Source organism: Dietzia sp. 2505 (assembly GCF_040546785.1).
Lineage (GTDB): Bacteria > Actinomycetota > Actinomycetes > Mycobacteriales > Mycobacteriaceae > Dietzia.
The window spans coordinates 396029-413547 of sequence record NZ_JBEPON010000003.1; the positions used below are offsets into that span (position 1 = coordinate 396029).

At 71.0% G+C, this 17519-nt stretch carries 13 protein-coding genes and 1 pseudogene; 8 read left to right on the top strand and 6 right to left on the bottom strand.

Translation table 11 applies throughout. The features are described from left to right. Window positions 1-57 precede the first annotated feature (57 nt). The 4 genes and pseudogenes from fdhD to cysK all read right to left on the bottom strand — a co-directional run bounded on the left by fdhD (window position 58) and on the right by cysK (window position 3626). Window positions 58-879, bottom strand: a complete 822-nt coding sequence (gene fdhD, locus ABIE38_RS08730) for a formate dehydrogenase accessory sulfurtransferase FdhD (RefSeq protein ID WP_354055428.1) — start codon at window positions 877-879, stop codon at window positions 58-60. Between the two features lie 95 nt (window positions 880-974). Beyond that, window positions 975-1969: pseudogene (locus ABIE38_RS08735) on the bottom strand (zinc-dependent alcohol dehydrogenase family protein); the annotation flags it as partial. A 98-nt stretch (window positions 1970-2067) separates the two neighbouring features. Further along, window positions 2068-2691 (bottom strand): serine O-acetyltransferase EpsC, encoded by a 624-nt coding sequence (epsC, locus tag ABIE38_RS08740; RefSeq protein ID WP_354055430.1) that lies wholly within the window; start codon window positions 2689-2691, stop codon window positions 2068-2070. After that, window positions 2691-3626: a cysteine synthase A gene (gene cysK / locus ABIE38_RS08745; RefSeq protein ID WP_179524173.1), complete on the bottom strand. Its 936-nt coding sequence runs from the start codon at window positions 3624-3626 to the stop codon at window positions 2691-2693. The genes epsC and cysK overlap by 1 nt, the downstream gene beginning before the upstream one ends. Window positions 3627-3799: 173 nt before the next feature. On the opposite strand from cysK, the gene ABIE38_RS08750 reads away from it, so the two are divergent. Further along, window positions 3800-5608 carry an AMP-dependent synthetase/ligase gene (locus tag ABIE38_RS08750; RefSeq protein ID WP_354055432.1) on the top strand — a complete coding sequence of 603 codons (1809 nt, stop codon included), beginning with the start codon at window positions 3800-3802 and terminating at the stop codon, window positions 5606-5608. Window positions 5609-5728: 120 nt separating this feature from the next. On the opposite strand, the gene ABIE38_RS08755 is transcribed toward ABIE38_RS08750, so the two are convergent. Further along, on the bottom strand, window positions 5729-7519 hold the full coding sequence (locus tag ABIE38_RS08755; protein ID WP_354055434.1) for an AMP-dependent synthetase/ligase: 1791 nt from the start codon (window positions 7517-7519) through the stop codon (window positions 5729-5731). A gap of 150 nt (window positions 7520-7669) precedes the next feature. On the opposite strand from ABIE38_RS08755, the gene ABIE38_RS08760 reads away from it, so the two are divergent. From ABIE38_RS08760 to ABIE38_RS08790, 7 genes are all read left to right on the top strand, one after another. After that, window positions 7670-8881 (top strand): GAF domain-containing protein, encoded by a 1212-nt coding sequence (locus tag ABIE38_RS08760; RefSeq protein ID WP_354055436.1) that lies wholly within the window; start codon window positions 7670-7672, stop codon window positions 8879-8881. Between the two features lie 208 nt (window positions 8882-9089). Next, window positions 9090-10361 carry an NDMA-dependent methanol dehydrogenase gene (mdo, locus tag ABIE38_RS08765; RefSeq protein WP_354055437.1) on the top strand — a complete coding sequence of 424 codons (1272 nt, stop codon included), beginning with the start codon at window positions 9090-9092 and terminating at the stop codon, window positions 10359-10361. A 107-nt stretch (window positions 10362-10468) separates the two neighbouring features. Continuing rightward, window positions 10469-11542, top strand: a complete 1074-nt coding sequence (locus tag ABIE38_RS08770) for a MadB family AAA-type ATPase (protein WP_354055439.1) — start codon at window positions 10469-10471, stop codon at window positions 11540-11542. Then, window positions 11539-13071 (top strand): VWA domain-containing protein, encoded by a 1533-nt coding sequence (locus ABIE38_RS08775; RefSeq protein ID WP_354055441.1) that lies wholly within the window; start codon window positions 11539-11541, stop codon window positions 13069-13071. The genes ABIE38_RS08770 and ABIE38_RS08775 overlap by 4 nt, the downstream gene beginning before the upstream one ends. 25 nt (window positions 13072-13096) lie before the next feature. Beyond that, window positions 13097-14260, top strand: a complete 1164-nt coding sequence (locus ABIE38_RS08780; protein ID WP_354055443.1) for an iron-containing alcohol dehydrogenase — start codon at window positions 13097-13099, stop codon at window positions 14258-14260. Then, window positions 14257-15624 carry a GAF domain-containing sensor histidine kinase gene (locus ABIE38_RS08785; RefSeq protein ID WP_354055444.1) on the top strand — a complete coding sequence of 456 codons (1368 nt, stop codon included), beginning with the start codon at window positions 14257-14259 and terminating at the stop codon, window positions 15622-15624. Before ABIE38_RS08780 ends, ABIE38_RS08785 begins: the two co-directional genes overlap by 4 nt. An 11-nt stretch (window positions 15625-15635) precedes the next feature. Further along, entirely contained in the window at window positions 15636-16307 is a 672-nt protein-coding gene (locus ABIE38_RS08790) for a MadR family response regulator transcription factor (protein WP_354055446.1), read from the top strand. 173 nt (window positions 16308-16480) lie between these two features. Here the strand turns inward: ABIE38_RS08790 and mftM are convergent, their stop codons facing one another. Continuing rightward, entirely contained in the window at window positions 16481-17314 is an 834-nt protein-coding gene (gene mftM / locus ABIE38_RS08795) for a mycofactocin oligosaccharide methyltransferase MftM (protein WP_354055448.1), read from the bottom strand. Between the last annotated feature and the right edge of the window lie 205 nt (window positions 17315-17519).

Genomic DNA, 17519 nt, shown 5'->3' on the forward strand with positions numbered 1-17519 from the left:
TGTGCGCCCGAACACAGCGCTCCGCAGCCGCGGCCCGGGAGTTCGCGCGGTGCTGGATCAGTTGCCGATGCGCTCCGGATGGGAGTAGACGGTCGCGCGATCGCCCCTGCTGAACCCGACCAGCGTCACCCCGGTCTCGGCGGCCAGGTCCACCGCCAACGACGAGGGGGCGCTGACCGCGGAGATCACCGGTATCCCCGCCATCGACGTCTTCTGTACGAGTTCGAACGAGGCACGCCCGGAGACCTGCAGGATCGTCTCGCGCAGCGGGAGCCGGCCCTCGCGCAGTGCCCAGCCCACCACCTTGTCCACCGCGTTGTGCCGACCGACGTCCTCGCGCAGACAGAGCAGGTCCCCGTCGGGGGAGAACAGTGCCGCCGCGTGGACCCCGCCGGTGCGGCCGAAGACGATCTGGCCCTCGCGGAGTCGGTCGGGGAGGGAGAGCAGGACCGCAGCCCCGACCAGGGGGGTGGCCGGCTCGGCGGGGAAGTGGGTCGCCTTGCGCACCTCCGCGACCGAGTCGACCCCGCACACCCCGCAGGAGCTGGTCATGGCGGTCGCACGGACGGATCGGGGCTCCGGGACATCGGGGGACAGGGTCACGGTGAGGGTGTTGTAGTCCTGCTCGGTGCGGCCGCTCACCGTGGTGCAGTAGCAGATCTCCGGGAGGTGATCGCGGTGCCAGATCGCCCCCTCCGACACCAGGTACCCGGCGGCCAGGTCCATGTCATCGCCCGGGGTGCGCATCGTGACGAGGTAGGGGCGCCCGCCGAGCCGGACCTCCAGCGGCTCCTCCACCGCGAGGGTCGCCACCTCACGTCTGACGTCACTGCCGGCGATGATCCTCCGCGCGGGGTGACGACTCGTCCGTCGTCCCATGGTGCAGAGGCTAGCCGGTGCCGGGTTCAGCCGCCGCCGCGGTCAGCCGTAGGCCCGGCAGTCCGGAGGCCGCCCCGTTCGGTGGATCGGTGGGCCACGCGCAGGACGCCGGCACCGCGGACGTCCCCGGCGTCCAGGTAGGCCAGCGCGTCGTCGGCCTCGTCGAGGCGGTACTCGTGGGTGGTGGGGAGGAGGGCGAGGCGCTCGGCGAGGGCGAGGAACTCCTCGCCGTCGGAACGGGTGTTGCTCTCCACACTGGTCACGGTCCGCTCGTGGAACAGGTGCCGCTGGTAATCGAGCCGGGGGATGTCGGAGAGGTGGATGCCGGCCACGGCCAGGGTCGCGCCGGGGGCGAGTGCCGCCAGGGCCGCCGGCACGATCTCCCCCGCCGGAGCGAAGAGGATCGCGGCGTCGAGCGGGACCGGGGGTGCTCGCGGGCGTCCCCGGCCGAGGCCGCGCCGAGGTCGAGCGCCAACCGGCGCGCGCCCTCGCCCCGGGTGAGCACGTGGACCTCCGCCCCCTGCGCGAGGGCGAGTTGCGCGGTGAGATGGGCCGAACCGCCGAAGCCGTAGACGCCCAGCCTGCCGCCCGGCGGGAGCGCCGCCCGCTTCAGAGCGCGGTAGCCGATGATGCCCGCGCACAGCAGCGGCGCGGCCGAGACGTCGTCGATCCCGTCGGGCAGGGCGTATGCGAAGGCCTCGGGGACGGTGGTGAACTCCGCGTAGCCGCCGTCGGCATCCCATCCGGTGTAGCTGGACCGGGCGCACAGGTTCTCCCGTCCGGACCGGCAGGCGCCGCACCTCCCGCAGGTGCCCCGCAGCCAGGGGACGCCCACCCGGTCACCGGTGACGAAGCGGACGCATCCGGGCCCCGAACCCACGACCTCTCCGACGATCTCGTGGCCGGGGACCACCCGCGGTCGGCGGACCGGGAGATCACCGGTGGCGACGTGCAGGTCGGTCCGGCAGACCCCGCACGTGAGGACGCGGAGCAGGACCTCCCCCGGCCCGGGCTCGGGCACGGGGAGCTCGACCAGGTCCAGTGGCGCCTGTGCGAGTGGTCCCGGTTCGCGGACCACCCACGCTCGCATCGTCGTCGTCATGGTCAAGGTCACCTCGATCCCGCGGTGCGGTATCGGCGATCCTATCCCCGGCCGCGCGGCCCGGGCCAGGCCCGGACCGCGAGGGCTCAGATGTAGATGGCGGGGTCGATGTAGAACTGCGCGTCGCGCAGCTCCTCCTTCGACTCCTTGGCGGGCTTGGCGACGCCCGGGATGCCCACGACGATCGAGTTGGCGGGGGCGTCTTTGACCACCACGGCGTTGGCGCCGACCGAGGAGTCCGAACCGATCTCGACGGGGCCCAGGATCTTGGCACCGGCGCCGACGGTCACGCGGTCGCCCAGGGTGGGGTGTCGCTTGACGTGCTTGAGCGAGACGCCGCCCAGGGTGACCCCGTGGTACAGCATGCAGTCGTCACCGATCTCCGCGGTCTCCCCGATGACCACGCCCATGCCGTGGTCGATGAAGAACCGTCGACCGATGGTGGCGCCGGGGTGGATCTCGATCCCAGTGAGGAACCGGGTGAACTGGCTCAGGACGCGGGCCGCGAACCGGCCGGCCCCGCCGGCCACCCACAGTCGGTGGGAGAGCCGGTGGGACCAGATCGCGTGCAGGCCGGAGTAGACGATCGCGTTCTCGACATCTCCCCGGGCCGCCGGGTCGTGGGCGCGCGCCGCGGCGAGATCCTCACGCAGGGTGCGCAGGATCCCCGCCGCGGGCGCGTCCGCGGTCGACGGAGTCGGGTCGCTCATCAGTCGCGGTAGTCCTCGAACAGCATGGTGGACACGTAGCGCTCGCCGTAGTCGCACACGATCACCACGATGGTCTTGCCGGCGTTCTCGGGGCGCTTGGCCACCTCGAGCGCGGCCCACACGTTGGCGCCGGAGGAGATGCCGGCGAGGATGCCCTCCTCGGTGCCGAGACGCTTGGCGATCCGCAGCGAGTCGTCGAGGGTGACGTCGATGACCTCGTCGTATATGTCCCGGTTGAGGATCTCGGGGACGAAGTTGGCGCCCAGCCCCTGGATCTTGTGCGGTCCGGCTTTGCCCTCGGTGAGCAGCGGCGAGTCCTTGGGCTCCACGGCAACGATCTGGATGTCCGACTTCTGCTCGCGCAGGTAGCCTCCGGCGCCGGTGATAGTGCCGCCGGTGCCGATGCCGGCGATGAAGATGTCGACCTCGCCGTCGGTGTCCTCCCAGACCTCGGGGCCGCTGGTCCGGCGATGGACGTCGGGGTTGGCCGGGTTGGCGAACTGCCGGGCGAGGACCGCGTTCTCGCGGGTGGAGGCGACCTCCTCGGCCTTGGCCACGGCGCCCTTCATGCCCTCGGAGCCCGGGGTGAGGATGAGCTCGGCACCGTAGGCCCGCATGACCGCGCGGCGCTCGACCGACATGGTGTCGGGCATGACCAGGACGGACTTGAACCCGCGCGCGGACGCGACCATGGCGAGCGCGATGCCGGTGTTGCCGGACGTGCCCTCCACGATGGTGCCGCCGGGCTTGAGGGCGCCGGAGGCGACCGCGTCGTCGATGATCGCGGCGCCGATACGGTCCTTGACGCTGGCGGCCGGGTTGGCGGACTCCAGCTTGGCGAGCACGGTGGCCTGGAGGCCGTCGGTGAGGGAGTTGAGGCGGACCAGGGGCGTGTGGCCGATGGTCTCGGTGATGTCGGAGTAGATCTTCGCCATTTGTGGGTTCCGTTCTGAAGAATGAACAGGTCTGTCTATCCGCGAGTGTACGTGATGGGGCGACACGGCACGAGGGTGCGCAAGGGAACGGTCCCCCGATTGCCGCAGCCGTCCGACGGGCCGACAATGGACCGCGCTCCATTTTCATCGTCGTCCGAAAGGTCGCATCCTGCATGCGCGAGATCACCGTCCCCACCCAGCGGACTTTCACCCGTTCCGACCTGATACCGGTGGTGGCGCGACGGCGTGCCACCTCGGAGCCGCGGGCGGTCCCCTTCGAACACCACGGCGACGGCCGGTGGCGTTCCGTCTCCAACGCTGAGCTCGTCGCGCGCGTGGACGCGATCGCGGCCGGACTCATCGCGGCCGGCGTCGAGCCCGGAGACCGGGTGGCGCTCATGGCCGGAACCCGCGTCGAATGGGTGCTGGTCGACCTCGCCGTGTGGACCGCCGGAGCCATCACCGTGCCGATCTACCCGTCATCCTCGGCGGGGCAGCTCGAATGGATCCTCGCCGACTCCGCTGCGAAGGTCCTCGTGGCGGAGAACGACGAGCACGTCGTCGTCGTCGGAGAGACCGACGTCCCCGACACCTGCACCCGGATCCTCTACCTCGACGACGGCGCCCTCGAGGCCCTCGAGGCCGACGGCGAGGCCGTCGAGGCCGAGACCCTCGACGCGGCGGTGGCCACGGTCGAACCCGACACCCCCGCCTCGATCATCTACACCTCCGGCACCACCGGACGGCCCAAGGGCTGCGTGATCACCCACCGCAACCTCCTGTCGGAGTGCCACGGGCTGCTCGACCACCCCATCGGGTCGATGGCGCAGCAGGGCAAGAAGGTCCTCATGTTCCTGCCCCTGGCCCACGTGCTCGCCCGCGCCGTGACCTACACCGTCTACCTGGGTGATGCGACCGTCGGCTTCTGGGACGACACCTCCACCATCCTCCCGCGCTTCGCCGATTTCCGGCCGCACATGATCCTCGGGGTCCCACGCGTCTTCGAGAAGGTACGCGACGGGATCGCCACGAAGGCCGCCGCCAAGGGCGCGGTGCAGAGCGGGATCTTCGAGCGCGCCGAGGCGATCGCGATCGAGCACAGCCGGCTGCGCGGCGATGACGGGCTGGACGACGCCCGCCGACCCTCGCTCCTGCACACCGTCCAGTACAAAGCTCTCGACCTGGTCGTCTACAAGGCCATACGCGAGGCGCTCGGCGGCCGCTGCGAGTACGCCATCTCCGGCGGCGGCGCTCTGCCCGACCGGATCTCGCACTTCTTCCGCGGAGTCGGCGTGCCCCTCTACGAGGGATACGGTCTCACCGAGAGCACCGCCGCCGCCACCGTGAACGGCCCCGGCTGCCAGCGCATCGGCACCGTCGGCCGGCCCGTGGCCGGGACAAGCGTCCGGATCGCGGACAGCGGTGAGGTGGAGCTGGCCGGCGAGCTGGTCTTCGACCGCTACTGGAACAACGAGGAGGCCACCGCCGAGGCCATCCGCGACGGCTGGTTCGCCACCGGTGACATCGGCTCGCTCGACCCGGACGGCTACCTGACGATCACCGGTCGCGCCAAGGAGATCATCGTCACCGCCGGCGGAAAGAACGTCTCGCCGGGGCAGGTCGAGGACGCGATCCGGGCGCATCGCCTCGTCGGCCACGCGGTCCTCATCGGGGAGGCCCGGAGGTTCGTCTCCGCGTTGGTCACCGTGGACGAGGTCGAGCTCGAGAACTGGGCGGCGGAGAACGGACACGGTGGCAGGCCGACCGGGGACCTGGTCACCGACCCCGCGCTGCGCGCCGAGATCCAGGCCGCCGTGGACGAGGCCAATCGGCAGGTCTCGCACGCCGAGGGCGTCAAGAAGTTCGTCGTCCTGCCCCGCGACTTCACCGAGGACTCGGGTGAGCTGACCGCGACCCTCAAGGTCAAGCGGCACGTGATCGCAGAGCACTACGCGGGGCAGATCGAGGGTATGTACGCCTGATCGGGTTCCGCCCCGTCGGCCACGGACTGGCCGGGCTGCGTCCGGATCGGGCAACGTCCGAATCGGGCGGACACGGGAGCGCCCGGACCCCGTGGGGCCCGGGCGCTCCCGGTCGAGGGCTCAGTTGTCGCTGTAGAGCGCCTCGATCTCGCTGCCGAAGCGGTCGTGCACGACGTTGCGCTTGAGCTTGAGCGTCGGGGTGAGCTCACCGCTCTCCACCGAGAACTCCGCCGCGAGGATCTTGAACTTGCGGATGGACTCGGCGCGGGAGACGGACTTGTTGGCCTGGTCCACCGCGTCCTGGATGGCGCCGACCAGGTCGCCGTCCTGGAGCAGGTCCGACACCTCTCCGGTCTTGCCGTGCTTGTCCCGCCACGCCGGGAAGGTCTCCTGGTCGACGGTGATCAGCGCGGCGATGTAGTTGCGGTTGTCGCCCACTACGACTGCCTGGCTGATCAGGGGATCGGCCGAGAGGAGGTCCTCCATCTGGGACGGCGAGACGTTCTTGCCGCCCGCGGTGACGATGAGGTCCTTCTTGCGGCCGGTGATCGAGAGGTAGCCGTCCGAGTCGAGCTCGCCGATGTCGCCGGTGTGGTACCACTCGCCGGTCCAGGACTCCTCGTTGGCCTTCGGGTTCTGCCAGTAGCCCTTGAACAGGGTCTTGGCCTTGGCCAGGATCTCGCCGTCGTCGGCGATCTGGATGGTCACGCCCGGGATCGGACGACCGACGGTGCCGATCTTGGCCTGGCCGATCGGGTTGACGGTGAGCACTCCCGAGGACTCGGTGAGACCGTAGCCCTCGAGGAGGTCGAAGCCCGCGCCACGGTAGAAGTGGCCGAGACGGGCGCCCAGGGGGCCGCCGCCGGAGATGATGCGGTTGCACTCGCCGCCCAGGGCGTCGTGCAGCTTCGAGTAGACGAGCTTGGAGAACAGCTTCTGCTTGAGCGCCAGGCCCGTGGACGGCTTCCCGCCGCCCTCGAGGGCCGTGGAGTAGTCGATCGCGGTCTGCACCGCGGCCTTGAAGATCTTGGCCTTGGCGCCACCGGCGGCCTCGGCCTTGCCGGCGGCGGAGTTGTAGACCTTCTCGAGCACGCGCGGGACCGACACGAGGAAGGTCGGGTGGATCTCCGCGAGTCGCTCGACGACCTTGGTCGTGTCGGGCTCGTGGGCCACGGCGACGCGCTTGTAGAAGCAGGCCACCTCGAGGATGCGGGCCAGCACGTGGGCCAGCGGCAGGAAGATCAGGGTGCGGCTGTTGGGGACGAACGCGTCCTTGAGCTGCTCTTCGACCGACATCACGACGCCGGCGAATCCGCCGTGGAGGATCTCGCAGCCCTTGGGGTTGCCCGTGGTGCCGGAGGTGTAGATGATGGCGCACCGGTCCTCGTGGCCCGTCGCCATCGAGGCCTGCTCGAGCTGCTCGTCGGTGACGTCCGCTCCCGCGGCGGTGAGCTGGGCGACCAGGTCGTTGTCGATGACCATGATGTCGCCGTTCCACTCGGTGCCGGACGTCAGCACCTCGCGGAGTTCGAGGTTCTCGACCACGGCGAAGGTCGCGCCGGAGTCGGTGAGGATCCAGTCGCACTGGCCCGACGAGGAGGTCTCGTAGATCGGCACGGTGACGGCGCCGACGGCCCAGGAGGCCCACGCGATGAGCGACCACTCGTAGCGGGTGTGGCTCATGATGGCCAGGCGGTCGCCGGGCTTGACGCCCCGGGCGATGAGGCCCTTGGCCACGCCCTTGACCTCCTCGAGGTACTGGGCGCAGGTGACCTCTTTCCAGTCGGTCCCGACGAGCCGCAGTACCGCGACGTCGTTCGGGGCCTCCTCCGCGTTCTTGAACACGAGCCGGCCGAGGTTCTCGACAGGGAAGGGCTTGGTTACGGGAGGGGTGGCGAACTCGGTCGTCATTGCGATCCTTAGGTCATGTGTGGCCTGTATCACTGGCAAGTGTAGAGGGTCGGCCGCCGTCCGTGTTCAGCACGGTCTATTTAGATCCGTTTATGAGGGCCCCGTCAGGTTCGTGATCCCGGTTACTGTGATACGGGTTACACTGGCGTCATGTTCGGGGGCACGGGACCCGCGGCGAGCCTGCTGGTGGCCGAGTCGTGGGAGCGCAGCAGGCATCGGGGTATCGACCCCACCGTGGTCGCGCCGTCGGTCGAGTTGGAGGGCCCGGACCTCTCCCGCCACGTGGCGGAGCACCGGATGGCGTCGGTCCTCCCGGTGGTCGAGTCGGTCCTCGTCCCGGGCGTGGTCTCCAGCGGGCACATCGTCGCCGTCGCGGACGAGCGGGGACGGTTGCTGCGGGTGATCGGTGACCGGGGCGTGAGGTCCCGCGCGGAGTCGATGGCGTTCATCCCCGGTGCGGTCTGGACGGACGAGGCGGTCGGGGCCAACGCGCCGGGACTCGCGCTCAGGCACGACACGGAGGTGCGGGTCCGCGGGTCCGAGCACTATCTCGAGATGGCCCACGAGTGGAGTTGCGCGGCGGCACCGGTCCACGACCCCGGGACGGGTGAGCTGATCGGGCTCATCGACGTGACCGGCCCGAGCAGTGCCGCCTCGGATCAGATGCTCGCGCTGATCCGGGCGACGGTGATGCTCGCGGAGGGGGAGTTGCGCACAGCCGCAGGCCTGGTCGTACCCCGTCGCGGCGGGGTCGACCGGTCCGGGGGCGGGCGGTTCAGGCTGCGCGTTCTCGGTGCGGGGGCCGGCGTGATCGACGGAGAGGGCTCCGGGGTCGGCGGGCGGGTCCTGACCGGCAGGCACGCGGAGATCTGCGTGCTGCTCGACGCGCATCCGGAGGGGCTGACGGGCGGCGCGCTCGCCGAGCTCCTCGCCGACGACCGCCTGGACGAGGTCAGCGTCCGCGCCGAGGTCTCCCGTCTCCGGCGCGTGTTCGGGCCGGACGTGGTGGCGTCGAGGCCCTACCGTCTGGCCCCGGGTGCACTGGTCACCGACGTCCGCGAGGTCACGGACGCGCTCGGGGCCGGCGACGTCATGAGGGCGGTCGCCTCCTACCCGGGACCGCTCCTGCCGGCGTCGGACGCGCCCGGGGTGGCCGATCTGCGGCTCGAGGTCCATTCGATGGTGCGGGCCGCGGTGCTGTCCGCCGACCGTCTCCCCGTGCTCAGGGCCTGGGTCGGCGGCGCCGGGCGTGAGGATCTCGCCGCGTGGCGGAGCCTGGCCCGGTCGCGGTACGCGGACGCCTCCACGGTGGCGGCGGCGGAGGCGCGGTGTCGTGTCCTCGATCAGCGCTTCGGGGCGTGAGGGGCGCGGAGGCGACAGTCGGCGCCGAACCGGGCCCCACCCGTCCGCTCGGGTAGGTGGGTCGGTGCCATCCGGACTGTCCCCGGTGCGCCGGGTGGGCAGAACCCCGCGGTAGCTGTTCCGGACGGGGCGGCCGCCGGGCAAGAGTGATCGGTGTCACATTCACCGCCCCGCCGATGGTGGGGGTCGCTCGAGCAGGAGGCGCACGATGGCGATCGAACTGAATCAGATCTGGGACATGCCGATCAAGGAGTTCCACCCTCTCCCCAAGGCACTGCTGGGGGTGGGTGCGCACGACATCCTCGGTGTGGAGGCCAAGAAGCTGGGGATGACCCGGGTCCTCATCATGACCACCGGACTGCGCGGCTCGGGCATCATCGAGGAGCTCAAGGGCAAGATCGAGTACCAGGGACTCGACGTCGTGGTCTTCGACAAGGTCGAGTCGAACCCCAAGGACTACAACGTCATGGACGCCGCGGCGCTCTACAACTCGGAGAAGTGCGACGGCATCATCTCGGTGGGCGGCGGCTCCAGCCACGACGCCGCCAAGGGCGCCCGCGTGGTCATCGCCCACGACGGCCGCGACATCAACGAGTTCCAGGGCTTCTCCAAGTCCACCAACTTCGAGAACCCGCCGCACATCGCGGTGTCCACCACGGCGGGCACCGGCGCGGAGACCTCGTGGGCGTACGTGATCACGGACACCTCGGACATGGACCACCCGCACAAATGGGTCGCCTTCGACGACGCCAGCCTGGTCTCGCTGGCGATGGACGACCCGCTCCTCTACTACTCCTGCCCCCAGCACTTCACCGCGTACTGCGGCTTCGACGTCCTCGCGCACTGTTCGGAGCCGTACGTGTCCCGGCTCGACTTCGCCCCCTCGCTGGGCAACGCGTTGTACGCGACCAAGCTCGTGGCGGACAACCTCACGACGGCCGTGTACGACCCCCGCAACCTCGAGGCCCGGACCGGCATGATGAACGCGCAGTACATCGCGACGCAGGCGTTCAACTCGGGAGGCCTGGGCATGATCCACTCGATGTCCCACGCGATCAGCGCGTACTACGACACGCACCACGGTCTGAACAACGCCATCGCGCTGCCCCGGGTGTGGGAGTACAACCTGCCGTCCCGCTACCAGCGCTACGCCGAGCTCGCGCCGCAGATGGGCGTGGACACCCGCAACATGACGACCGTCCAGGCCGCCGACGCGGCGGTGGAGGCCGCCATCCGGTTGTCGAAGGACGTCGGTATCCCGGACAACTTCAGCCAGATCACGCCCGGGTTGTACGAGAAGAACCAGATGGACACGGGCAAGTACAAGGGCAAGGGCGACAGGATCGACACCTCGCCGGAGAACGTCCGCAGGATCGCCGAGCACATGATGGGGGACGCGTGCACCCCGGGCAACCCGCGTGAGTCCACGGTCGAGTCGCTGATCCCGATGGTCGAGCACGCCATGACCGGGTCGTACTGACCGGTCGGCGGGACACACCACCAGGACGTCCCCGGGGGCGGGTGAGCGGATCCGTCCCGCCCGCCCCCGGGGGACACCACCATCCCCAGTGAGGAAAGGGCCCGACCATGGATGTCATCGAGGAGCACCCCGACGAGGTGGGTCCCGCGGACGCGGTGATCGACGTCGACCTCCTGCAGGAGGCCCTCCGCGGGACGGGGTACATCGTGGACCGGGAGCTGGCGACGGTCGTGCACCTCGCGACGGTCCTCGACAGGCCGCTGCTGCTGGAGGGGCCGGCCGGCGTGGGGAAGACCGAGCTGGCCAAGTCGCTCGCCTCCGCGTTCGGCCGTCGGTTGGTCCGTCTGCAGTGTTACGAGGGGCTCGACGACGCCCGGGCGCTGTACGAGTGGGACTACGCCAAGCAGTTGCTCCACGTCCAGATGCTCCGGGACCGGATCACGGCGGAACTGCAGGTGCACGAGGATCTCGCTGCCGCCTCGGCCGCGCTGGCGGAGATGGAGGTGGGGATCCACGGCGAGGACTTCCTGGTGGCCAGGCCGTTGCTCGAGGCGATCACGTCCGAGGACCCGGTGGTCCTGCTCATCGACGAGATCGACCGCACGGAGGAGTCGCTCGAGGCGATGCTGCTCGAGGTGCTCGCGGAGAAGCAGGTGACGATCCCGGAGCTCGGCACCTACCGCGCACGCACGACGCCCTGGGTGGTCCTCACCTCGAACGACACCCGGGAGCTGTCCAGTGCGCTCAAGCGCCGGTGCCTGCACTTCCACGTGGACTTCCCGGACGCCTCGCGGGAGACGGAGATCGTCCGGTCCCGCGCACCGGAGGTGCCGGAGTCGGTGGCGGCCGACGTGGTGGAAAGGGCCCGCCGACTGCGCGAGCTGCCCCTGCGCAAGGCCCCGTCGATCTCCGAGGTGGTGGACGCGGCGCGCGCGGCGTCGGTGTGGGGTGGAGACGGCCCGGAGCTGGGCTGGGTCCTGTCCGCCGCTCTCCTGAAGTACCGGTCCGACGACGATGTCGCGCGCGGCGTGCTCGGCGGTGGGGCGGCCCCGGGCGAGGAGTCGGCGGGGGGCGGTCGGGACATGCGGGCGGCCGCCGACGCGACCGGGGCGTCCACCGCCGCCGCGTTCGGGGCCGGCCGGGCCCGCGGCGTGGCCGGGCGCGGGACCGGACGACGATGACGGCCGGGAACAGGTCCCACGTCTCGCCCCCGCAGGTGCTCGACATCGTCTCCGTGGCGTTCGGGCGGCTGCTCAGAGAACGAGGGGTGGCGGTCTCCCCGGCCGAGGTGGTCGAACTGCGGACGGTCCTCGCACTGGTGGGGACCTCCCGGCCCGAGGTCCTGCGGCCGGCGCTCCGTGCGGTGACGGTCAAATACCAGCGGGAGAACCGGGGCTTCGACGCGGTCTTCGACCGCTTCTTCCTCGGTGTGCTGGCGGCCCGGGCCGAGGACTCCGGAGGTGCCCGGGGCGACGCCCCGCAGGTGGGGGCACTGCCCGACGAGCTGGAACTGGACTCGGACGGGTCCTCGCCGTTCACCCCGTCGGACCTGGACCCGGCCGAGATCGGTGATCTGGTCGAGGGCGACGAGACGGCCCGCCGCGACGAGGACATCCACTACGACGACTCCGACTTCTCCACCGCGACGGGCGAGGAGGAGTTCGCGGTCGAGGAGGAGGCGGAGCGGTGGCAGTCCTCGGTCACCTACGAGATCGAGGTGGACCGCGCGTCGTCGGACCGGGTGGGGGAGATGGGGTCCTCCGCCATCTCGGTCTCCAGTGGTGAGTCGTTGGACTGGGCGGACGCGCTCGACGTCCTGCGGACCCTCGACGGGTACGACGCCCGACAGGTGTACGCGGGGCACGCCGACGACGGCGGGGCCCCGGCGGGCGAGCAGGTGGGGATGTTCGTCGACGCGGTCGTGGAGTTCCTGAGGAACCTCGCGGAGGACGTCACCGACGGTCGTGTCGACGACGACGAGGTCCACGGGGGCCCGGAGGCGTCCGACGGCGGGGACCTCGAGCGCGCGTCACACGAGGTGATGCGCCGGATCCGGGGCGCCCCCCGGCGGCGCTCCCGGCCGTTCGCCCGCGGGCTGCTCGATTCGCGCTCCACCCTGCGACGGGCCTGGGCGACGGACGGTGAGGCGTTCACCATCATGAACCGGACCCGGGTCCCCGGGCCGCTCAAGCTCCTGATCCTCGTCGACGTGTCGCTCTCGGTCCGTCCCGTCACCGGATTCGTGCTGCGCCTGGCCCAGAGCCTGCACCGCAAGGTCAACAGGTGTTCCGTGGTCGCCTTCGTCGACCGACCCGTCGACGTGACCGACCACCTCCTGTCGTCGTCGGGTCCGGACGCGTTGGCGACCGTGCTGGCCGCACCCGGTCTGGACCTCGAGGCCAGTAGTGACTACGGGAGGATGTTCGCCGAGCTGCTGGACCGACACGGCGACCTGATCGACGCACGGACCTCGGTCCTCGTCGTGGGTGACGGGCGGAGCAACGGCCTGGATCCGCGGGAGGACCTGGTCGGACGGATCAGCAGGCGGGCCCACCGGATGGCGTGGATCACCCCGGAGGCCCGGAGGTACTGGAACCGGCCCACGTGTGGGTTGAGCGAGTACGCCCGGCACCTGGACGGGGTGGTGACCGCGCGCGATCCCGCGGAACTGTCCGAACGGGCAGGTCTGCTGGGAAGCTCGCTCGCCTGACATGACCCGGGCCTATCGTGTGGGCATGTCGTCGGAAGGCCGGGTGGCCAAGTTCCACGCGCCGGAGATCCTCTTCGGCTTCGGTGCCCTGCCCGAGGCCGCGACCGCCGCCATGGGGTTGGGCGCACGGCGTCCCCTCGTCGTCACCGATCCGTGGCTCGAACTCACCCCGTGGCCGGGCACGGTCGTCGACGCGCTGAGGGCGCGGGGTGCCGAGCCGGTCGTGTGGTCCGACGTCCGGCCGAACCCGCGGGCGTCCCAGATCCTCGAGGGCGCGCAGACCTATCACTCCTCGGGGTGCGACGTCATCGTGGCTGTGGGCGGCGGCTCGGTGATCGACGCCGCCAAAGGGGTGGCTCTGGTCGTCTCGAACGGGGGGCACGTCCTCGAGTACGAGGGGGTCGACCGGGTCCGGCTGCCGCTGCCCCCGGTGGTGGCCGTGCCGACGACGGCCGGCAGCGGTGCCGACGTCTCCCAGTTCTGCGTGGTCAACGACTCGGACCGACGGACCAAGGTGACCATCGTCAGTCGCTCGCTGGTGCCGGACGTGACGGTCATCGACCCCGCCACCCACGCCACCGTCCCCGAGGACGTGCGGGCGGCCACGGCGATCGACGTGCTCTCGCACGGGGTGGAGGCGTACTTCTCGCGCGCGGCGGGTCCGTTGACGGACTCACACGCCCTGCGGTCCGTCGAGCTGTGCGCGCGGTCGCTCGACAGGCTCGGGGGCGGCGAGAGGCACGGCGACGGGCAGTTGGAGGACATGGCGCTCGCGTCGCTCGAGGCGGGGATGGCGTTCAGCAACGCCGTCCTGGGGGCGGTCCATGCGATGAGCCATCCGGTGGGCGGCCGGTACGACTCCTCCCACGGTCAGATCAACGGGGTCCTGCTGTCCCACGTCGTCCGGCACAACGGGATGGTCATGCCCGCGGACCGCATTGCGGACCTGGCGCGCGCCGCCGGGGTCGTCGTCGGGTCCCGGGGCGGCCAGATCACGGACCGGGTCGCGGATCGCTTCCGGGACCTCGCGGAGGCGGTCGGGATACCGGCGGGGCTCGCGCAGCTGGGGGTCCGTGCCGAGGACATCCCCACGTTGGCCGCGCACGCGCTCGACGATCTGTGCATGGCCACGAATCCGCGTCCCGTCACCCTCGAGGACGTCGAGCGACTCTACCGGGAGGCGTCATGACCGAGGGACCCACTGACCTGGACTCCCTCCTGGGCCTGCGGTCGGTCAAGAGGAGCTTCTTCGACCAGTACCGGGCGGCGGAGTCGCGGTTGCGCCGCTCCATGCACGCGCTCGATCGGGTCTCCGGCGCGCTGGTGCGCACCGCCGAGGGGCCCGAGGAGCTGATGCTGTCCGTCCTCAGGGTCGCCTACGACCAGCTCGACGCCGAGTGGGCGCTGGTCGCACTCCGGGACGGTCAGCTCCCGTCCGTGGAGCCTCGGCACGTCATCGTGGATCCCGAGGGGCGGTTCGTCGCGTTCGAGGGGCGGGATCTGGCGCCGGTGCCGGAGGGGCTGCCCAAGGGTGTGGTCAACGTGCTGCTCGCGGTCCTCCGCGGCGGCCGGTCCACCGAGGTCGCGGAGGCCGGGGGTCCCGACGCGGTGACCGTGCCGCTGATCCTGCACGGCGGGGTGATCGGGGGACTGGCGTCCTGGCGCCACCCCGGCCGCCCGGCCGACGACATCGACACGGTGGTCCTGCGGATCCTCGCCGCGCAGGCGGCCGTGGCACTGCACAACTCCGTCCTGTTCCGGGACCAGGAGACGTTGCTCGCGCGGGCGGAGGAGGCGTACGAGGAGGCCCGGGGGCACGTGGTGGAGCTGTCCCGGCGGAACTCCGAACTGGAATTGGCGCACCGGGAACTCGACGCCGCGCACCGCCAGCGGATCCTCGACGTGGAACGGTCGCGGATGGCCCGGGAACTCCACGACAGCGTCTCGCAGCTCGTCCTCGGCGCGGGGATGCACCTGCAACTCGGACTCGACGCGGTGGGGCGGGCCGACCAGCAGCGACCGCTGCTGGAGAAGGCGGTGCACCTGACCGACCAGGCCGTCGACCAGCTCCGGTCCGTTATTTACGCCCTGCGCACCATCGATGACGGGGACGGGCGGCTGAGCCGCCTGATCGAGGACCTGTGCCGCCTCCACGTCCCGTCGAGCATGACCACCGAGGTCCGGGTGCTCGGCAGCGAGGTCCCGACGACCCCCGGGATCGAGCACGAACTGCTCCGGATCGCCGGCGAGGCGCTCGCGAACGCCGCGCGGCATTCGAGGGGGCACGGCGTGGTGGTGACCCTGGACTTCGGTGACGAAGCCGTGGTGCTGACCGTGGAGGACGACGGCGGGGGACGGCCGGAGGACCTGCGGGCCATGCTCGAGCGCGAGCGGACCGGTTCCCCCGCGGAGCGCCAGGGACTGGTCAACATGAGGGAGAGGGCGGAGCTGGTGGGAGGAGAACTGGGCATCGCGGAGTCCGACCTGGGCGGGGTGGCGATCACGGTGGTGGCGCCCCGCGTCAACGGCCTCGACCTGCGGCCGGCCCGATGACCCCTCGCCCGATGACCCCGCCGGCGACCGGCCCCACGACCCCACCGGCGACGATCCGCACGGTCCTGGTGGACGACCACGCCGTCCTGCGTGAGGGCCTGCGGTTGATGCTGGAGCGGGAGCCCGACCTCGAGGTGGTCGGTGAGGCGTCGACCGCGGACGCGGCGCTGGAGGTCATCCGCTCCACCCGTCCGGACGTCGCGGTGATCGACCTCAAACTCGGCAGCGGTTCCGAGCTCGACGGGTTGCGGGTCTGTGCGGCGGTCCGCGACCTGTTCCCCGACGTGGCCCCCCTGGTGCTCACGACGTTCCTCGACAAGGCGATCGTCGTGCGGGCGGTCCGGGCGGGGGCCCGGGGATACGTGGTCAAGAACGTGGACGTGACCGAGCTGGTGACCACCGTCCGGTCGGTCTCGGCGGGGCAGAGCGCATTCGACGCCCGGACCGCGTCCATGGTGCTCGACGCGCTCAAGGGCGTGGGCTCGGCGTCCGAGGCCCTGTCGGCCCGGGAGATCGAGGTCCTGAAACTGCTGGCGGAGGGGATGTCCAACAAGGAGATCGGTCAGGCGCTGTTCATCTCGGCCACCACCGCCAAATTCCACATCAGCAACATCCTGCGCAAGCTCAAGGTCTCACGGCGCGCTGAGGCGGTGTACGTGGCCAGTAGGCAGGGCCTGCTCTGACCGCCCCCGCTCCGCCCGTCGTCGGCGCCCCGCTCCGCCAGTCGCCAACCCGGCGGCCCGCCACGGACCGGGCAGCCCAACGAGAAGAGCGTTCCGCGCACCCTATTCTCGGCAAACGTGTGCGGAACGCTCTTGGCGACGGGGCGACGGGGCGACGGGGCGACGTCGGCGCGTCACTTGTCGACCACGAGCCACCCGCCGTGGTGCTGGTCGACCCGGGTCCGCACACCGGAAGCCCAGCCGTCTCCGACAGCCTCGATCCGGGCGGCGAGTGCCGTCAGCGTGGGGACGTCGAAGGTCCGGACATGGCCGTACTGCGCCACGGCGACGGCCTCGAAGGGCACGGCGATCACCAGGCGTCGCCGCGCCAGACGGAGCGCGTCGCGGACCATGTCCCAGCCGGCGTCCTCGTCCAGGTGCTCGAGGACGTGGACGAGGTAGACGGTGTCCGCGGCGTCCGGGGCCAGGGGGGTCGTCCGGGCGTCGAGGCAGACGGTCGTGGGCAGGGCGGCGCCGACGGGTGCGCAGGTCCGGAGCAACCCGAGGACGGCGGGGTCGAGGTCCACGGCGATGGTCCTGGCACCCTCGCGGGCGAGCCGCAGGGACAGGAACCCGAAGCAACACCCGATCTCCACCGCGGAGTCGCCGACCATCTCCGCCACCGCCCGGTCGTGGACGGGGGAGAACGGGCAGTCTCCGCCGGCCAGCGCCGCGATCGATGACCGGTAGTAGGCGGACCAGCACTCCTCCCAGGTCGCGTCCCGGCAGGTCACGAGCGCGGTCACGGCCCGGTGGAACTCGTCGACGGTGTGCAGGACCCTGGTTGCGAGCAGATCGCGGGACATGGCCGGGATCAGAGCCTCGCTGACCTCGTCGTCGTCGAGGTCGTGACCGATCCGCACCCGACGGTCGTCGGCGATCACGGTGAACGCCCCGAAGCGCCGGCCCGACCCGCCCCGGATCGCCGAGATCGCCCGGCTCGTCCCTCGTGTCGCTGTGGTCTCCATGGGGGCAGACGGTAGGGCGGGCAGGAGGTCCGCGGCGAGAGGATCCGGTGGATTCCGGCAGGTCGAACGGGCGGGACCCTGCCCGGTCGGGTAGTGGCCGCACGCGATCGGCCGGCGCCGCTCGTCGTGCAACGTTGCTGCAACCCCGCCGCGCATAGTGTTCTGCATCACAGCGACGACCACGGGGGTCGCGCGGAGGAGAAGG